This window comes from Glacieibacterium sp. (assembly GCF_965200405.1).
GTDB lineage: Bacteria > Pseudomonadota > Alphaproteobacteria > Sphingomonadales > Sphingomonadaceae > Glacieibacterium.
This window is the reverse complement of the sequence record NZ_OZ241356.1, coordinates 3,328,989-3,343,709: the sequence shown is the minus strand read 5'-3', so window position 1 is coordinate 3,343,709 and position 14,721 is coordinate 3,328,989. Positions and strand designations below refer to the sequence as shown.

General features: G+C 63.9%; 16 protein-coding genes. 12 read left to right on the top strand and 4 right to left on the bottom strand.

Translation table 11 applies throughout. The features are described from left to right. Nucleotides 1-5: 5 nt before the first annotated feature. From ACOFKW_RS15745 to epsI, 4 genes are read left to right on the top strand one after another with little or no spacing between them, the layout of a single operon-like run. Nucleotides 6-1,400: an exopolysaccharide biosynthesis protein EpsF gene (locus ACOFKW_RS15745; protein WP_419815071.1), complete on the top strand. Its 1,395-nt coding sequence runs from the start codon at nucleotides 6-8 to the stop codon at nucleotides 1,398-1,400. Continuing rightward, complete coding sequence (locus tag ACOFKW_RS15740; protein WP_419815070.1) at nucleotides 1,397-2,287, top strand: P-loop NTPase; 891 nt, start codon at nucleotides 1,397-1,399, stop codon at nucleotides 2,285-2,287. The genes ACOFKW_RS15745 and ACOFKW_RS15740 overlap by 4 nt, the downstream gene beginning before the upstream one ends. Nucleotide 2,288: 1 nt before the next feature. Continuing rightward, entirely contained in the window at nucleotides 2,289-3,179 is an 891-nt protein-coding gene (gene xrtV / locus ACOFKW_RS15735; RefSeq protein ID WP_419815069.1) for an exosortase V, read from the top strand. Next, nucleotides 3,176-3,865: an exosortase-associated protein EpsI, V-type gene (gene epsI, locus ACOFKW_RS15730; protein WP_419815068.1), complete on the top strand. Its 690-nt coding sequence runs from the start codon at nucleotides 3,176-3,178 to the stop codon at nucleotides 3,863-3,865. The genes xrtV and epsI overlap by 4 nt, the downstream gene beginning before the upstream one ends. A gap of 12 nt (nucleotides 3,866-3,877) precedes the next feature. Here the strand turns inward: epsI and ACOFKW_RS15725 are convergent, their stop codons facing one another. Then, nucleotides 3,878-4,135 carry an XrtV sorting system accessory protein gene (locus ACOFKW_RS15725; RefSeq protein ID WP_419816977.1) on the bottom strand — a complete coding sequence of 86 codons (258 nt, stop codon included), beginning with the start codon at nucleotides 4,133-4,135 and terminating at the stop codon, nucleotides 3,878-3,880. A 158-nt stretch (nucleotides 4,136-4,293) separates the two neighbouring features. Between ACOFKW_RS15725 and ACOFKW_RS15720 the strand changes: the two genes are divergently transcribed. The 3 genes from ACOFKW_RS15720 to ACOFKW_RS15710 all read left to right on the top strand — a co-directional run bounded on the left by ACOFKW_RS15720 (nucleotide 4,294) and on the right by ACOFKW_RS15710 (nucleotide 7,818). Beyond that, nucleotides 4,294-5,757, top strand: coding sequence for an undecaprenyl-phosphate glucose phosphotransferase (locus ACOFKW_RS15720; protein ID WP_419815067.1), 1,464 nt, complete (start codon nucleotides 4,294-4,296; stop codon nucleotides 5,755-5,757). A 2-nt stretch (nucleotides 5,758-5,759) separates the two neighbouring features. Beyond that, a complete protein-coding gene (locus ACOFKW_RS15715) occupies nucleotides 5,760-6,812 on the top strand; it encodes an acyltransferase family protein (protein ID WP_419815066.1) in 1,053 nt (350 codons plus the stop codon). A 196-nt stretch (nucleotides 6,813-7,008) separates the two neighbouring features. Then, on the top strand, nucleotides 7,009-7,818 hold the full coding sequence (locus tag ACOFKW_RS15710; RefSeq protein ID WP_419815065.1) for a PEPxxWA-CTERM sorting domain-containing protein: 810 nt from the start codon (nucleotides 7,009-7,011) through the stop codon (nucleotides 7,816-7,818). Nucleotides 7,819-7,919: 101 nt separating this feature from the next. Here ACOFKW_RS15710 and ACOFKW_RS15705 read toward each other — a convergent pair whose 3' ends face one another. Continuing rightward, nucleotides 7,920-8,099: a hypothetical protein gene (locus tag ACOFKW_RS15705; protein ID WP_419815064.1), complete on the bottom strand. Its 180-nt coding sequence runs from the start codon at nucleotides 8,097-8,099 to the stop codon at nucleotides 7,920-7,922. A 186-nt stretch (nucleotides 8,100-8,285) separates the two neighbouring features. Here ACOFKW_RS15705 and ACOFKW_RS15700 point away from each other — a divergent pair, with 186 nt between their 5' ends. From ACOFKW_RS15700 to ACOFKW_RS15680, 5 genes are all read left to right on the top strand, one after another. Then, on the top strand, nucleotides 8,286-9,104 hold the full coding sequence (locus ACOFKW_RS15700; RefSeq protein WP_419815063.1) for a glutaminyl-peptide cyclotransferase: 819 nt from the start codon (nucleotides 8,286-8,288) through the stop codon (nucleotides 9,102-9,104). Between the two features lie 115 nt (nucleotides 9,105-9,219). Continuing rightward, nucleotides 9,220-9,918 (top strand): CHAT domain-containing protein, encoded by a 699-nt coding sequence (locus ACOFKW_RS15695; RefSeq protein ID WP_419815062.1) that lies wholly within the window; start codon nucleotides 9,220-9,222, stop codon nucleotides 9,916-9,918. Then, entirely contained in the window at nucleotides 9,864-10,187 is a 324-nt protein-coding gene (locus tag ACOFKW_RS15690) for a type VI secretion system accessory protein TagJ (RefSeq protein WP_419815061.1), read from the top strand. Before ACOFKW_RS15695 ends, ACOFKW_RS15690 begins: the two co-directional genes overlap by 55 nt. A gap of 121 nt (nucleotides 10,188-10,308) precedes the next feature. Then, nucleotides 10,309-10,707: a type VI secretion system baseplate subunit TssE gene (locus ACOFKW_RS15685; protein WP_419815060.1), complete on the top strand. Its 399-nt coding sequence runs from the start codon at nucleotides 10,309-10,311 to the stop codon at nucleotides 10,705-10,707. Continuing rightward, nucleotides 10,704-11,516, top strand: coding sequence for a hypothetical protein (locus ACOFKW_RS15680; protein ID WP_419815059.1), 813 nt, complete (start codon nucleotides 10,704-10,706; stop codon nucleotides 11,514-11,516). The genes ACOFKW_RS15685 and ACOFKW_RS15680 overlap by 4 nt, the downstream gene beginning before the upstream one ends. On the opposite strand, the gene ACOFKW_RS15675 is transcribed toward ACOFKW_RS15680, so the two are convergent. Both ACOFKW_RS15675 and ACOFKW_RS15670 read right to left on the bottom strand, forming a co-directional pair. Further along, a complete protein-coding gene (locus tag ACOFKW_RS15675; protein WP_419815058.1) occupies nucleotides 11,437-11,985 on the bottom strand; it encodes a contractile injection system protein, VgrG/Pvc8 family in 549 nt (182 codons plus the stop codon). The two genes, ACOFKW_RS15680 and ACOFKW_RS15675, sit on opposite strands and share 80 nt — an antisense overlap. A 296-nt stretch (nucleotides 11,986-12,281) precedes the next feature. Further along, nucleotides 12,282-14,720 (bottom strand): ATP-binding protein, encoded by a 2,439-nt coding sequence (locus ACOFKW_RS15670; protein WP_419815057.1) that lies wholly within the window; start codon nucleotides 14,718-14,720, stop codon nucleotides 12,282-12,284. Nucleotide 14,721: the final 1 nt, after the last annotated feature.

Genomic DNA, 14,721 nt, shown 5'->3' with positions numbered 1-14,721 from the left:
GGCGTATGAGCATTCTTCAGTTTCTGCGCATCCTGTTCGCGCGCCGATGGATTATCCTCGGCTGCATGCTGACGATCTCGGTGCTTGCCATCGGCATCGCGTCGCGGCTGCCCGAGCGTTATCCTGCCAAGGCCCGCATCATCCTGGACGTGATCAAGCCGGATCCGGTGACCGGCCAGGTGCTCGCGAACCAGTTCGTGCGTGGCTACACCCGCACCCAGACCGAGCTGATCAAGGACTACCGAGTCGCCGGCGACGTCGTCGACCGGGCCGAGCTTGCCAAGAAGCCGACGCTGGTCGCGGAATGGCAGAAGGATACCGGCGGGACCGGCGACCTGCGCCGCTACCTCGCGCAAAAGATCATCGATCACACCGACGCCGGCATGGTCGAGGGCAGCAACATCCTCGAAATCACCTATGACGCGCCCAACCCGGATGTCGCTCGCAACATCGTCGGCCTGATCCGCGACGCTTACATCGACGCTGCACTGCGTTACCGTACGGACTCGGCCGGACGCACTGCGGACTGGTACCGGGCCCAGGCCGACAAGGCCCAGGCCGCGCTGACCACCGCAGAAAGCGCGAAGTCTAACTTCGAGCGTGCGAACGGCATCGTCATGGCCGGCGGCGTCGAGGCCGAAAGTGCCAAGCTCCAGGGCCTGCAGTCCGCATTGCTGGCGGCACGCAGCTCCTCGACGACGCAGGAATATGCGGCGGAACAGCGTGGTCAAAGCTCCGGCATCGTCGACCAGCTGAAGATGCAGCTCGCTACCGCCGACGATCAGCTTCAGCAGGCTGGCGAGCGCCTCGGGACGTCGCATCCCGCCTATCAGGCGCTGATGCAGCGGCGGACCCTGTTGCAGCGTCAGCTCGCCACCGAAACGGCGGCGGCACGGGCGATCGGCGGCAGTGCGGCAGCCTCGACCCGCAAGTCGATCGCTCAGCTCGAGTCAGAATATAACGCCCAGAAGAACCGGGTGCTCGGCATGAAGGACACGCTCGACAAGCTTGGCGCCTTCCAGCGCGAGGTCGACCTGCGCCGCTCGCAATATGAGCGCGCTGCCGTTCGCACGGCCGACCTGAAGCTGCAGTCGGATGTCTCCGAAACCGGACTGGTGACGCTCGGCGATCCGGTCGGCAGCGGTACGCCGTCGTTCCCGAACATGCCGCTGATTAGTGTGCTTGCGATCCTCGGCGGCCTGATTGTCGGCATTGTCTCGGCGATCGTCGTCGAGATGCTCGGGCGTCGGGTGCGGGGTACGGAAGACTTGATCGCTGCGGCGCATGTCCCCGTGCTGGCGGTCATCGGCACCGGCGAGCGGGCGCCATTCAGGGCCTGGGTGCGACGCATGCTACAGCGTCGCCAATCGAACGCAGACGCATTGCAGCCTGCAGAATGAGCGAGAATCCGTTGGATACCCAGACCTTCGTCGACGACGGCCGTGCGGCTGTCGACGCCCCGATGCGCGATGCGTTGCAGCGGCTCGGCCTGCTGACCGACGACGAAGTTGCTCGGGTCTCCGCGCATCAGGCCGAGCGCAACCTCGACTTCGATCAGGCGGCGCTGGAGCTCGGCTTCATCGGTCCGGACGAGCTCGACCGGGCGCGCGAGCAGCTGATCAACAGCCTTGCGCTGCAGTCGGACTACCGCCGCAGCGTCTCGGACGAACTGGTCGTGCTGACCGATCCGCTCGGCGCCAAGGCGGAGGCGATCCGGCTGCTGCGGACGCAGATCATTGCCCAGCACATCAAGCCCGGTCGCCGGGCGCTGGCGATGATCGCGCCGATCGAAGGTGCCGGTTGCAGCTTCCTGACCGCCAACCTCGCCGCGGCGCTCTCGCAGGTCGGCATGAAGACGCTGATCGTCGATGCCAACATGCGAAGCCCGCGCGTCGACCAGATCTTCGGCCTCGACGTCGGTGGTCCCGGCCTTTCGAGCTATCTGTCGCTGCAGGCCGCCCGGCCGGAGCGTGTCGTCAACGCCAACGTGTTGCCGAACCTGTCGGTCATTTCCGCTGGCCCGCCGGTGGCGCGTCCGCAGGAACTGCTGTCGAGCACGCGTTTCCGCGACGGCATGAACATGCTGCTGCGCGAGTATGACATTGCGCTGTTCGACACGCCGCCCGCCAACAGCAGCGCCGACGCCCTCACGGTCGCCGCCGCAGTCGGACACTCGATCATCATCGCCCGACGCGACCAGACCTTCGTCAGTGACGTCGCGACCTTGTCCGAACAGTTGAAGTCCGCGCGCTGCGCCGTCGTCGGCGCAGTCCTGAACGAATTCTGACATGGCGACCCTTGCCACTCCGGTCGCACGACCGAATTACGCGGCGCTGACGGCGCATTGGCCGCTGTTGATCGGGCTGCTCGCGGTCGTCATTCCGACGCTCGGGGCACTCGGCTCGGGTCCGTGGTCGACCGAAGCCGGCGTCCATGGGCCGCTGGTCGTCGCCACCGGGATCTGGCTGGTCATCCGCCGCCTGCCGCAGATCCGCGAACTTTCGCGGCCCGGTAGCTTCCCCCTGGCGCTCGCCGTGTTCGTACCCGCGGTGATGCTTTACGTCTTCGGCCGCTCGTACGATTTCATCAGCGTCGAGGTGGCGGCGCTGCTGCTGGCCCTGCTCGCCGTGGCCTATGCCTATGTCGGGCCTGCGGTTCTGCGACTGATGTGGTTCCCGATCTTCTACATGGGCTTCGTCATCCCGCTTCCGGGCTGGCTGCTCGACCAGATCACCTCGCCGTTGAAATTGCTGGTTTCAGAGGTCGTCACTGGCGCGCTAAGCCTCGCCGGCTATCCGGTCGCCCGGGTCGGCGTGACGATCTATGTCGCGCAGTACCAGCTCCTGGTCGAGGACGCCTGCGCTGGCCTGAACTCGCTGATCAGCCTCGCGGCCATCGGCCTGTTCTACGTCTACATCCTGCGCAACACCAATTGGCGCTACTCGCTGCTGCTGCTGTTCCTCGTCGTGCCGATCGCCATCCTGGCGAACTGCGTCCGCGTCGCAGCACTGGTGCTGTTGACCTATTACTTCGGTGACGCGGTGGCCCAGGGCTATCTGCATAATTTCGCGGGAATGGTGACCTTCACCTCGGCCTTGCTGTTCATCTTCCTGATCGATGCGCTGCTGACGCCGTTGCGAAACTGGTTGGCGCGACCGGGCGACGGGGTGACAGCATGATCGCTCGTCGGGACGTCCTGTTCGGCGGCATGCTTGCTGCCTCGGCTGCAGCGGCGACGGCGCTGACGCCACGGCGTCACGTCGTGCTGCTGCCCGAGAACCGGAAGCTCGAGAGCATCGTGCCCTCGAAGATCGGCACCTGGTCGGTCGTGCCGTCGGATGCGTTCGTCCTGCCCAAGACGCCGGGCAGCCTGGCGGATCGCCTGTATAGCCAGACGGTCACCCGGCTGTACCAGTCGCCCAACAACATCCCGGTCATGCTGGTCATGGCATATGGCAGCGTGCAGAACGACTTGCTGCAGTTGCACCGCCCCGAGACGTGCTACTCGGCGGTGGGTTTCCAGATTTCCGGGTCGCAGTCCGTTCGCCTGCCCCTGGGCGGAACCGCGCAGCTGCCGGTTCGGGAGCTTACCGCGACGAACGACACCCGGATCGAGCCGATCGCCTATTGGACGCGCATCGGCGACGACTTGCCCCTCGATGGGCGGGAGCAGCGCTGGATGAAGCTCAACCAGCAATTCGCCGGGATCATTCCCGACGGCATCCTCATCCGTATGTCGACTGTCGGAGAGTCCACGCCAGAGGTATTCAGTCGGTTGCGCGAATTCGCGGTCGAGATGGTGACGGCGACCTTGCCGGCCGACCGCCCGGTGCTGATCGGCAAGACCCTGGCCGGCCGCATCTGAGCGGGTGAAGACCTATCGGTCGCCCAGTCCTTCAAATGGTTTCAACACGATGACAATGAACGCCAGCGTCGCAACGCCCAGGGCGACCGCTCCCAGATGGTAGGCGGTGAGGTCCTGCTTGATTGCTTCGTTGCCGATGTAATTGGTCACGGCGCAACCGACTGCGGCGACCAGATACTGCCACAGGTGATCCCGGGCTTCGCCTTGCGACCGCTGGAGGAAAAGCACCACCAGGCCGGCAAAGACGACCATCGCGCTCCAGTCATACACCGTCTGCAAAGTGCCCGCTCCCCCGGTTCTAAACGTGTTCGGTCGCGTATATCAGCTTCTGCACACGTGGCTACTATCATCCGTATCGCTTCACCGTCCCGGTGCACGATGCTTGCCAAATCGGCGATCTGCCGCCAGAGCCGCGTCCAGTGAACGAGATGCGCAAGCTTGATACGACTCCAGCGGTGCCGTTGGTACCCGGGGCCGACAAGCCCGGCTTGCCGCTCGACGTCGTCGTCTGGACGGTTCGTGCAGTGGAATTCGGCGTCGTCCTGATCTCGGGACTGGTGACCACGGGCTATTTCATCGACGTCATCGGGCCGCTCGACGTCGCTTCCTATCACCGCATCGTCATGCTGGCCGCGGTCGCGTTCGCGGTGCTGGCCGAGACGATCGGCTGTTACGACATCGACGCGCAGTTTTCGCTGCGCCAGGCGTGGCAACGTGTAGCAACCAGCTGGTTCGCCTCGGCGCTGTTCATGGTGACGCTCGGCTTTTTGCTGAAGACGTCCGATCAAGTGTCGCGGGCATGGTCCATCGGCTGGTTCGTCAGCGGCGGGTTGCTGCTGCTCGCGGCCCGTGTAGCAATGACCGTATGGGTGCGACGCCTGAAAAAGCGCGGTATTTTCAACCAGCGCGTCGCGATCTTCGGAGCGGGGCCGCAGGGTGCCCGCCTCGCCAGCTACATCCAGACGCATGACCGGTTGACGATCACGCTCATCGGCTTCTTCGACGATCGTCGCGACGGGCGCGTTCCCGACCGGGCTGCGGACCTGCCGGTGCTGGGGAACCTGGTGGCGCTTGTCGACCGGATCCGCGAAGGCAACATCGACCAGGTCATCGTGGCTCTGCCGTGGTCCGCCGAGATGCGGCTCCAGCAGGTCGTCTCGACGCTGGCCCTGACGCCGGTCCGCATCCGCCTTGCCCCGGACCTTGCGAGCTTCGTCTTCGCGCGCCGGCCGGTCGTCCTGCTCGGCGAAATGCCGGTGATGACCTTGTTCGAGCGGCCGATCTCGGGTGTCGACGCCGGACTCAAGGCGATCGAAGACCGGGTCCTCGGCGGCCTGGCGTTGCTTATCGTGTCGCCATTGATGCTGTTGATCGCCATCGCCATCCGGTTGGATTCACCGGGCCCGATCCTGTTCAGGCAGCCTCGCGAAGGCTTCAACAACAAGCCGTTCCGCGTCTTCAAATTCCGCTCGATGTACGTCGATCGGCTGGAGACCGACAATATCCAGCAGGCGAGCCGGCACGATCCTCGGGTCACCCGGCTCGGACGCTTCCTGCGGGTGCTGAGCCTCGACGAGTTGCCTCAGCTTTTCAACGTTCTGCAGGGCGACATGTCGCTGGTCGGACCAAGGCCTCACGCCGCCTCGACGCGGGCAGGGGGCCGACTGTTCTCCGACGTCGTCTCGTCCTATGCCGCACGGCACAAGGTCAAGCCAGGGATCACCGGCTGGGCCCAGGTCTGCGGCTGGCGCGGCGAGACCGATACCGAGGACAAGCTCGTCAAGCGGTTCGAGCACGATCTTTATTACATCGAGAACTGGTCGATCTGGTTCGACCTGTACATCCTGATGAGAACCGCCGTTGCCCTGGTTACACCGCGGAACGCCTTCTGATCATGGCGGCCTGGCTGCAACGCCCGATCAGCGCTGCCGATCTGAAGCACGACGGAAATATCTTCACGGCCCTGCGGTGGATACTTGCCTCGACGGTGATGTTTTCGCACGCCTGGGACCTGACCCAGTGGCGGAACGGGCTCGATCCCAGTGTCGGAATACTGACCTTCCCGGTCAGTCGGCTGGCGGTCTATTTGTTCTTCTCACTCAGCGGCTTCCTGGTCACCGGCAGCTTGTTGAAACGAGGTATCCGGGATTTTGCGATCGCCCGCGCCCTGCGCATGATCCCGGGTTTATGGACGATGCTGCTGGTCACGACGATCGGGGTAGGGCTGGCGTTCACGACCCTGCCGGCCTGGGACTTCCTCGTCTCGCCGAAGACAGCCACCTATCTGTGGCGCAACGCACTGTTGCTTGGCGGTGATTACGGCCTGCCGGGGGTGTTCGACGGTCATCGTAATACCGCAGTGAACGGATCCCTGTGGACGATCCCGCAGGAAGTGCGGTGCTACATCACGCTCGCATTGCTTGGGGCAGTCGGCCTGCTGGCACCGCGTCGCTGGCTTCTGGTGGCGTTCCTGGTTGCCGTCGTCGTCCATGTGCTTGTGCCGATCCAGGCGGTTCCGCTGCTCGCGAACCCTCGCCGGCTGGCCGTGGCATTCTTCATCGGTGTGACGGCGTACCAGTGGCGCGACCGTATTCCATTGTCGTGGCCGTTTGCCATCGTCGGTGCACTAGGCGCAGTGATTTTCGCTCATCTCGCGATCGACACCGTTATCGCGACGACGGTGATCCAGGTGGCCGCGGCGTATCTGACCCTGGTCGCGGCATTTCGGGTGCCTGCAGCACTGAAGCGGACGAGCGCCGGGCTGCCGGACTATAGCTACGGCATCTACATCTACGCGTTCCCGGCACAGCAGATCGCGATTTCGATGGGATGGAGCATAAACCCATTGTCGAACATAGCGATCGGCTTCGCGATGACCCTGCCGTTCGCGGCGCTGTCGTGGCATTTCATCGAGCAGCCAGCCCTGAAGGCCAAGACCAGGGTTTGAGCGGTCCACATGTCGGTGGGCTTTACAGATTTCTGATTAGTTAATTGGAAAAAACCGGTTAACTCAACGACTTAACAGTCTCAAATAACTGGCATGATGCTTGCGTAACGAATTACAAGAAGCTTGCTCTGCAATAGAGGAGGCGAAGTATTACCAGATCGTTAGCGCGGTGAGGTAGTAATACCGGAGTAACGAGATGAGCATGATCGTGAAATTCGCTGCCACTTCATTGGCGCTAGGGGCGATCTCGTTTGCAGGTATTGCAAAAGCCGAAAGCTATACGTTCGCTCAATATTCCGCGATTACGCCTGGTGCGAACATCGAGTGGAAGAACAGCGGCTCGAACGGTGCGTCGGGCAAGAGCGGCTCCATCAACACGATCGCTACGCCGGGCTCGAGTGTGGCTGGCTCGCGGGCCGTAGCGTTCTCGTTCCTGCAGCCCAGCATTTCGCCTTATGTTAACAGCGTCACGGCGAACTTCACGTTGTTCGCAACGGCGACGACGACCCCTGCGGTCGTAGTGGGCGGCTTCATCGTGCAGCAGAATATCCAGGGCACGTTCTCGTTCCTGTCGACAACGGAAATCACCGTCGGCACCAACGTTTTCGCTATCGGCTCCAATCTGCTTTCGGGTTCCTTCTCACTCGCCAGCATCGGCGGCCAGCGTAGCGGCGCGGCTGGCTCGTTCAGCGCTTCGACGACTGCAGCATCGACCGTTACCTACACGTCGGATTTCCTCAGCTTCATTCCGACCAACGATCGCGATTTCGGCCTTGCGCTGACGTCGATCACTTCGGTGCTGCAGGCTACCCCGACATCGTCGTCGACTCCGACGAATGCCTTGCGTACCTTTAAGGCTGTGAGCAGCGGCAGCTTCTCGTCCGATCCTGCTCCGGAAGTCACCGCAGTGCCTGAGCCCGCCGTCTGGGGTCTGATGATCCTCGGCTTCGGCATGGTCGGCGTGCAGGCTCGTCGCCGCGCTCGCAAGACCGTCTACGCCGTCTAAGTATCTGCTGCGGGCGACAAGCCGGCAGCTTGGTCGATCAGGGCGCATCTTCGGATGCGCCCTTTTTCGTGCCCGGAAGTCTGGGCTAAAACAGTCCGGCGCTAGTGCAGCTTGGAAATATTCAGGCCGTCGAGCTTGGCCCGGTCGCGTGTGGACTCCTCACTCCGCGTCAGCGCACGGGCGATCGCCTTCAGCGCCATGCCCTTCTTGGCGAGTACATGCAGTTTCTGGATTTCATCGCTGGTCCACGCCTGGCGATGCCGCTCGAAACGTTCCGCCATTTCTGGGCTCCCAGCCTGTTACTTGCTTCGCTTAGCCTTACCCCCGCGCATCGTCGAGCGTAACTTGCCGCGATTTGCCCAAGCTGTTCAGCATCTTTGCCTGCCTCGAGCACTCGGCTAGAGCGGATGCGCTGGACGAGCACATACTAGAACGTTACGGTAGCGAAGCGTTTGGAGGACGGTTTCTTGAATTCGAGACTGGGCGTCGGTTACCTGTCAGCGCTGATCTGGTCCGTGCTGGCGGCAGCGAGTTTCGCAGCCCCGCCGATTGCCCAATCACGTGCTCCGATCTCGACTTTCAAGGTGGTGCGCAGCTACCCGCACGACCCGCAAGCCTTCACCGAGGGCCTGTTTTACCGCAAGGGCAGTATCTACGAGAGCACCGGTTTGGAGGGGCGTTCTTCCATTCGGCGGGTTGAACTCGCCACCGGCAAGGTGATCCAGCAGCGCAGCCTCGACGCGCGCTATTTTGGTGAAGGCATCGTCGCCGCTGGTGACAAGCTGATCCAGCTCACCTGGAAAGGCCAGGTCGGCTTCATCTATGGCTTGTCGAGTTTCGCCAGGATCGGCGAGTTCAATTACAGAGGCGAAGGCTGGGGCCTGACCCGCGCCGACAAATACGTCGTCATGAGCGACGGCACGGCCGAGTTGAGGCTGCTCGATCCTGTCACCATGAAGGAGGTCAAGCGCCTCCAGGTGACCGACGGTGGCCAGCCGGTCGCCTCGTTGAACGAGCTTGAATACGTGCGGGGCGAAATTCTCGCGAACGTCTTCCAGACCGATTATATCGCGCGCATCGATCCGTCGACAGGCAAGGTCGTGGGTTGGATCGACCTGACCGGTTTGTCCGGAGGACCGCACGGTCGCGGCGTGCCGGGTGAGCCGGACGTGCTCAACGGCATTGCCTTTGACGCCGAAAGCGGCAGGCTGTTCGTCACCGGTAAACTCTGGCCACGGCTTTACGAAATAGAGATTTCCGGCGGGCGCTCCGGCCGACAGCATTAAGCTGAATATCATTCTAACGGCCACGAAACGACGATTCGTGTAACGTAATCATGGCGTTGGGAAATAGGGAGATTTCTCCAGTATCAAGCTCGCCTTGTCATGCCGCGTAAATATCTTGACCCGTAACGAGGAAAGACGTTACGGGCCTATATTGGTGTTACGGCGCCGGCGCTGGGGAAGTCTTCATGACATTTGGATTTGCGCGCTCGGCTTTCGGCGGCATCGTGACTGTCCTGATCGCGTCGTCAGCCATGTCCACTTCGCCACCCACGGACTGAAGCAGGGCGAGCTCGATTGCGATAGTCCCCCGGCGCTGATCACCTCGATTGGCGATGACCCGCAATCCGATGGGCTGCTGAGCTTCGAAGAGATCGCCAACCTCCAGTTCGATGCCAATCTGGTGGTTCTTTCGGCGTGCAACACCGCCGCCGAGACCCGCGCCTCGCGCGCCAGTGGAACGACGGGGTTCCGCGCTGGCCGGGCCGGGCAGGGCGCTACGCTCAACGGACTGGTCCGCGCCTTCCTCGTGGCGGGATCCAGGACGGTGGTGACGACTTACTGGGCCATTCCCGATGGCTTCAAGACCCGCGACGGCCGTCAGGTCGCGGCCTCGACCCAATTGATCGAGACGTTCTTCAAAACCGGCCTGAAGCAATCGATCGCCGGCTCGATGCGGGCCGCACAGCCCCGGCAACACCTGGATCGATGGACGGTGAGCCTTTTGAGTGGATCGCCGACGCTGACGCGAGGTTCGGGCCGATGCTCGAGGCGATCGTGGGTGATCACTATGGCTTTGTCCCCTTTGCGGCGTTGAAGCGCATCAAATTCTCGGAGCCCGTCGACCTGCGCGACAAGGTCTGGCTGCCCGCCGAGCTGGAGACGAAGTCGGGCCAGACGTCGATGGCCTTCATTCCCGTCCTGTATCCTGGCACCCAGGCGAGCGGAGATGCCGATTTGATGCTCGGCCGTCGGACGGAGTGGGTCGATAACGACGGTCAGGATTATGGCCTCGGACAGCGTTTGCTCACATCGGACGGTCCGGAAAACGGCGTTCTCGGATTGCGCGATCTCCGGCTCGGATGATCGCCGATAAATGGCGACGCAGGTTCCTCTCAAACCGTCGATACTCGATAAGTTGATCGGTGATATCGGCGGCGAGCGGACTGCGTCGCGACGGGAAAGGATGCCCTTCTACGTCCCGCCAGTGGATCGCTTCGGGGAAGCAGAGCTGCGCGCGACGATCCAGCGCGATATCGCCTGGGTCCTCAACGACATCAATTTCGAAGCCGCGGTCTCGCTGGAAGACTATCCCGAAATCAAGACCTCGGTACTCAACCAGGGCCTGCCCGAGTTGACTGGCCGCTCCCTCGACCAGCCCTCGATGGCGCGGCGGACGCTGGAGGTCACGACGGCGATCCGGTCGTTCGAGCAGCGGTTGCGGCCTGAATCGATCAAGGTCCTGTTCGACAAGGACTTGGTTGAAACCCAGAACAAGCTGCGCTTTGCCATCAGTGGCGAGATCCGTAACGCGGTGGAGGAGAGCTGGATCGAGCTCAAGACGACTGTCGATCTCGACGACGGTCATGTCGAGATCGACGCATGAGCGCGATCGATCCGCGCTTGTTGCGCCATTACAACCGCGAACTCGGCTATGCCGCGCCCGAGATATTCGGCAAGTACAAGCGCTCGGTCGGACCATGGACCGACGTCTACAGCCTCGCGCTAACGGTCCTGGCACTGGCCAAGGGCAGGCCGCTCGACATGGGCATCACCATCGTCGACGCGCTGGAGGCACGCGATACCGTGCCCGACCTGAGCTTTCTCGAGCCCGATCTGGTGCGCGTCTTCACCGGCATGCTGCAGCCCGATCCGGAGGTTCGCTTCCGCTCGATGGAAGCGGTGATCGAGGCGCTCGATGCACCCGCGGCGGGGATGGCCGGCGACCAGTTCGGCATGACGACCGGCGCGCCGACGATGCCGCCTCCCGCATCGCCCGCGTTCGTCCGGGCCGACGCACCGTCGATCGCGCCGCCCGCAAAAGCGAAGAGCAAGGCGCCGTTGTTCGGCGGCATCGCGGCAGTGGTGCTGCTGCTCGGCAGCGCCGGTGGCTATTTCGCACTGAGCGGCGGCCCCAAGTCTACCGCAGACATCGACGCGACCGCCGCGCCACCCCAAACCGCCAACGCGCCCGATGCCGGATCGAGAGTGCCGACCCCGGTGGCCAAGGCCGACTGGTCGAGCGCCCGGCCGCAATTGCTGGCGGCTCTCGCGGCCGTGCCGTGCAGCGACCTCCGCGTTGCCGGCACGCCCGGCGAAGACGGCGCCATTCGGGTCACGGGCTGGCGCGCCGGCGGCACGGTGCTGCCGACTGCACCCAGCGGCTGCCTTCATATTCCATCAGGCGCGACATGAAGTCGAAGTCGCTCTCCAGATATTGGACGCAATGCTCGCTCGCGGTGTAGACGCCGCTGCACTTCGAGCTGTGCGAGCCGATGATCAGGCCGGTGATGACCTCCATGACGGTCAGCGTCGGCTTGACGATGCGACTGCGCCGGTTGAGCGTCATAAATTGCGTCTCGGGACGCAGCACCAGCCGGTAGTGATAACCCTGCTCGTCGGCCTCCAGCTCGGTATATTCCCAGAGGTTGCCGTTGAAGAAGCGGTCGACGTGAAGCTTGGCCGGGGTCTCGAACTCGATGGTTACGTTGGTGCCCAGGATCGCGTGCATGTCCTGCACGGTCTCGCTGACGGCATCGACGATGATCGTGAAGCCTTCGCTGAGCCGGTCGACGCAGGACATCCGGAGCAGGCACAGCTTGTCCTTGCCGAGGTCGGTCTTCAGCCGACCGATGCGGTTATCCTGCGTGTAGCTGACTGGCATGATTCCCCCACCCGTACCTGGCGGCACTTTCACACAGAAGAGGGCAGGTTTACAGCGTTAAACGATACAGCAACGATCCAATTCCGTCATCGTCACACGCGAAACGGGCTGTCGACAAGGGCTACAACGGAGGCTGTCGGGAGCGGCCACTATAGTAAAATGGTAATCCGACTATTGGGTTGGGCAAGATCGCCGGGCAAGGAAGATTTCTGCTTCGTCACGCCGCAATCGGGATCGGCGAGTTAACTCTGGGAAAAACTTGGATCAGCCCAGTCGATATTTCGGCCACTGAACGGTCAGTCCTTGCGCGTATCGATCGCCAGGCAGTTGAGCTTGAGGTACGACAGTGCCGCGTGCAGGTCCGTCGAGGTGAAGGGTGCCGCCAGGATCGTAACGCACGGATCGTCGCGGAAGCGGGCTTCGAGACCGGCGACGTCGTCCGGTGCCGCGACGACGATCGGCAGGTCGCGGCGGAACGTGCGGAACTCCTCGATCAGGTCCTCGATGCGCCGGGCCAGCAGGCGGATATCGAGCAGCGTCGCGTCATAGTCCCCGCCCGCGGCGCGCAGGCGGCTGAGACCTTCGCGGACCGTGCTGGCGACGTCGCAGCTCAGGCCGAGTTCGGCGGCTACGGCAACGGCGGCGGCCCGTGCCGAGGCGTCGCCATCGACGACCAGCACGCGCTTGCGGTTGCCCTTGTCGAGGACGTTACGGATCTTGGCGGCGAGCTCGGCATAGGTGAACGGCTTGGGCAGCAGTTCGACGCCGGCATCGAGGCGGCCGCCGTGGACGATCGCACTTCGCGCATAGCCGGTGGTGAACAGCACTTTCAACTGCGACTGGCGCAGCAGCGCGGCTTCCTGCAACTCGCGCCCCGACACGCCGGGCATGACGACGTCGGTGAACAACAGGCTGATCGGATGCTCCTGCCGGTCGAGCAGGCTCAGCGCCGATGGCCCGTCATGCGCCTCCAGCACGCGGTAGCCGAGCTCGCGCAGGCTTTCGACGGTATAGGTGCGGACCTCGTCGTCGTCCTCGACCACCAGGATCGTCTCGGTCGCTTCGCCACGCTCGGCGTCGGCGCGCCGCGTCTCGGGCGCCGCGACGTCCTCGCTCGCGGTGCGCGGCAGGTAGATGCGGATCGTCGTACCCTGGCCGGGCTCCGAGTAGATCTGGACGTGGCCGCCGGTCTGCTTGACGTAGCCATAGACCTGGCTGAGCCCGAGGCCGGTGCCCTTGCCGACTTCCTTGGTCGTGAAGAACGGATCGAAGGCGCGGGCGATGACCTCCGGCGGCATGCCGCTGCCGGTGTCCGACACCGCGATCGAGACATATTGCCCGGGCGAGACCTCGGCATGGGTCGCCGAATAATCCTCGTCGATCCGCGTGTTCTGCGTCTCGATGGTCAGCTTGCCGCCGCCCGGCATCGCGTCGCGGGCATTGACCGCCAGGTTGAGCAGCGCGTTTTCCAGCTGGTTCGGGTCGGCCTCGACGCGCCACAGGCCGGCCCCGTTTACCGTCTCCAGCTGGATCGTCTCGCCGAGCGAGCGGCCGAGCAAATCCGCCATGCCCGTCACCAGCCGGCTGACATCGACGGTCCGCGGCTCCAGCGGCGTGCGGCGTGAAAAGGCGAGCAGGCGCTGGGTCAGGACGGCGGCGCGCTCGGCGCCCTTCAGCGCGTTGCCGACGGCACGCTGCGCCCGCGCGGTATCGGCGTTGTCGAGCGCGCGTCCGGCCATGTCCATGTTGCCGACGATGATCGTCAGCAAATTGTTGAAATCATGCGCGATGCCGCCGGTCAGCTGGCCGACGGCGTCCATCTTCTGGATCTGGCGGACCTGCTCGTCGAAGGCACGGCGCTCGGTGATGTCGGTGATGACCCCGGCGATCCGCACCGCCTTGCCACCGGACTTCACCGTCCGGCCCTTCATGTGAACCCAGCGGATCTCGCCATCGGCGCGGCGGATGCGGTTCTCGGTTTCCAGCACCCCGGTGATCTCGGCCCTGGCAAACTGCGCCGCCACGGCCTCGCGCTCCTCATCGACGATGCGCGCCAGCTTGCACTCCAGCGTCCAGTCGGCGATGCCGTCGGGATAGCCGAAGATCATGTCATGCCGCTCGGACCGGCGGGTGGCGTGCGTCGCCAGGTCGATATCGAAGCTGCCCATGTCGGCGGCGCCGAGCGCGAACTCCAGGCCGTCTTCGGCGGCGCGGCGCTCGACGATCTCGGTCGCCAGCCGGTCGCGGGCGGCCAGCGCTTCGGCCTGGCGCGCCTTGACCTGCGTCAGGTCGGTGACCACCGCGCAGCGCAAGGATGCATCGGCCTCGCCCGCCAGCTGGACGATCGACAGGTTGATCGGCACCCGCCGCCGCGGCGCCATGAGTTCGGTCTCGACCGTGCCGCCGCGCTCCAGCGCCGCCAGCAGCAGCCCGGTGTCGGCGATCAGCGTCCCGATCATCGTGCCGATCAGCTGCTGGGGCTGAAGCTCCACCAGCTCGGCAAACCGCCGGTTGCAATACAGGATCAGCCCGTCCGAGCCGAGGGTGACGGCGCCTTCCTGCATCTGCTCGATGATGACGCGGTACGGGCGATCGACATTGTCGAGCGTGAACACCCGCTGCCCCTCGGGCCCGCCGACGACCACGGCATCGACTTCACCGTTGCGGATCGCATCGATGGTCGCCAGCGCTTCGGAGAGTTGATCCTCGAGGTCGCGGATCTGGGAGTCGGTCAAA

Coding starts and splice junctions, on each gene's coding strand:
- ACOFKW_RS15720 (WP_419815067.1), top strand. CDS start 4,294: ATGCGCAAGCTTGATACGACTCCAGCGGTGCCGTTGGTACCCGGGGCC.
- ACOFKW_RS15715 (WP_419815066.1), top strand. CDS start 5,760: ATGGCGGCCTGGCTGCAACGCCCGATCAGCGCTGCCGATCTGAAGCAC.
- ACOFKW_RS15740 (WP_419815070.1), top strand. CDS start 1,397: ATGAGCGAGAATCCGTTGGATACCCAGACCTTCGTCGACGACGGCCGT.
- ACOFKW_RS15680 (WP_419815059.1), top strand. CDS start 10,704: ATGAGCGCGATCGATCCGCGCTTGTTGCGCCATTACAACCGCGAACTC.
- ACOFKW_RS15705 (WP_419815064.1), bottom strand. CDS start 8,099: ATGGCGGAACGTTTCGAGCGGCATCGCCAGGCGTGGACCAGCGATGAA.
- ACOFKW_RS15690 (WP_419815061.1), top strand. CDS start 9,864: ATGCTCGAGGCGATCGTGGGTGATCACTATGGCTTTGTCCCCTTTGCG.
- xrtV (WP_419815069.1), top strand. CDS start 2,289: ATGGCGACCCTTGCCACTCCGGTCGCACGACCGAATTACGCGGCGCTG.
- ACOFKW_RS15710 (WP_419815065.1), top strand. CDS start 7,009: ATGAGCATGATCGTGAAATTCGCTGCCACTTCATTGGCGCTAGGGGCG.
- ACOFKW_RS15675 (WP_419815058.1), bottom strand. CDS start 11,985: ATGCCAGTCAGCTACACGCAGGATAACCGCATCGGTCGGCTGAAGACC.
- ACOFKW_RS15745 (WP_419815071.1), top strand. CDS start 6: ATGAGCATTCTTCAGTTTCTGCGCATCCTGTTCGCGCGCCGATGGATT.
- epsI (WP_419815068.1), top strand. CDS start 3,176: ATGATCGCTCGTCGGGACGTCCTGTTCGGCGGCATGCTTGCTGCCTCG.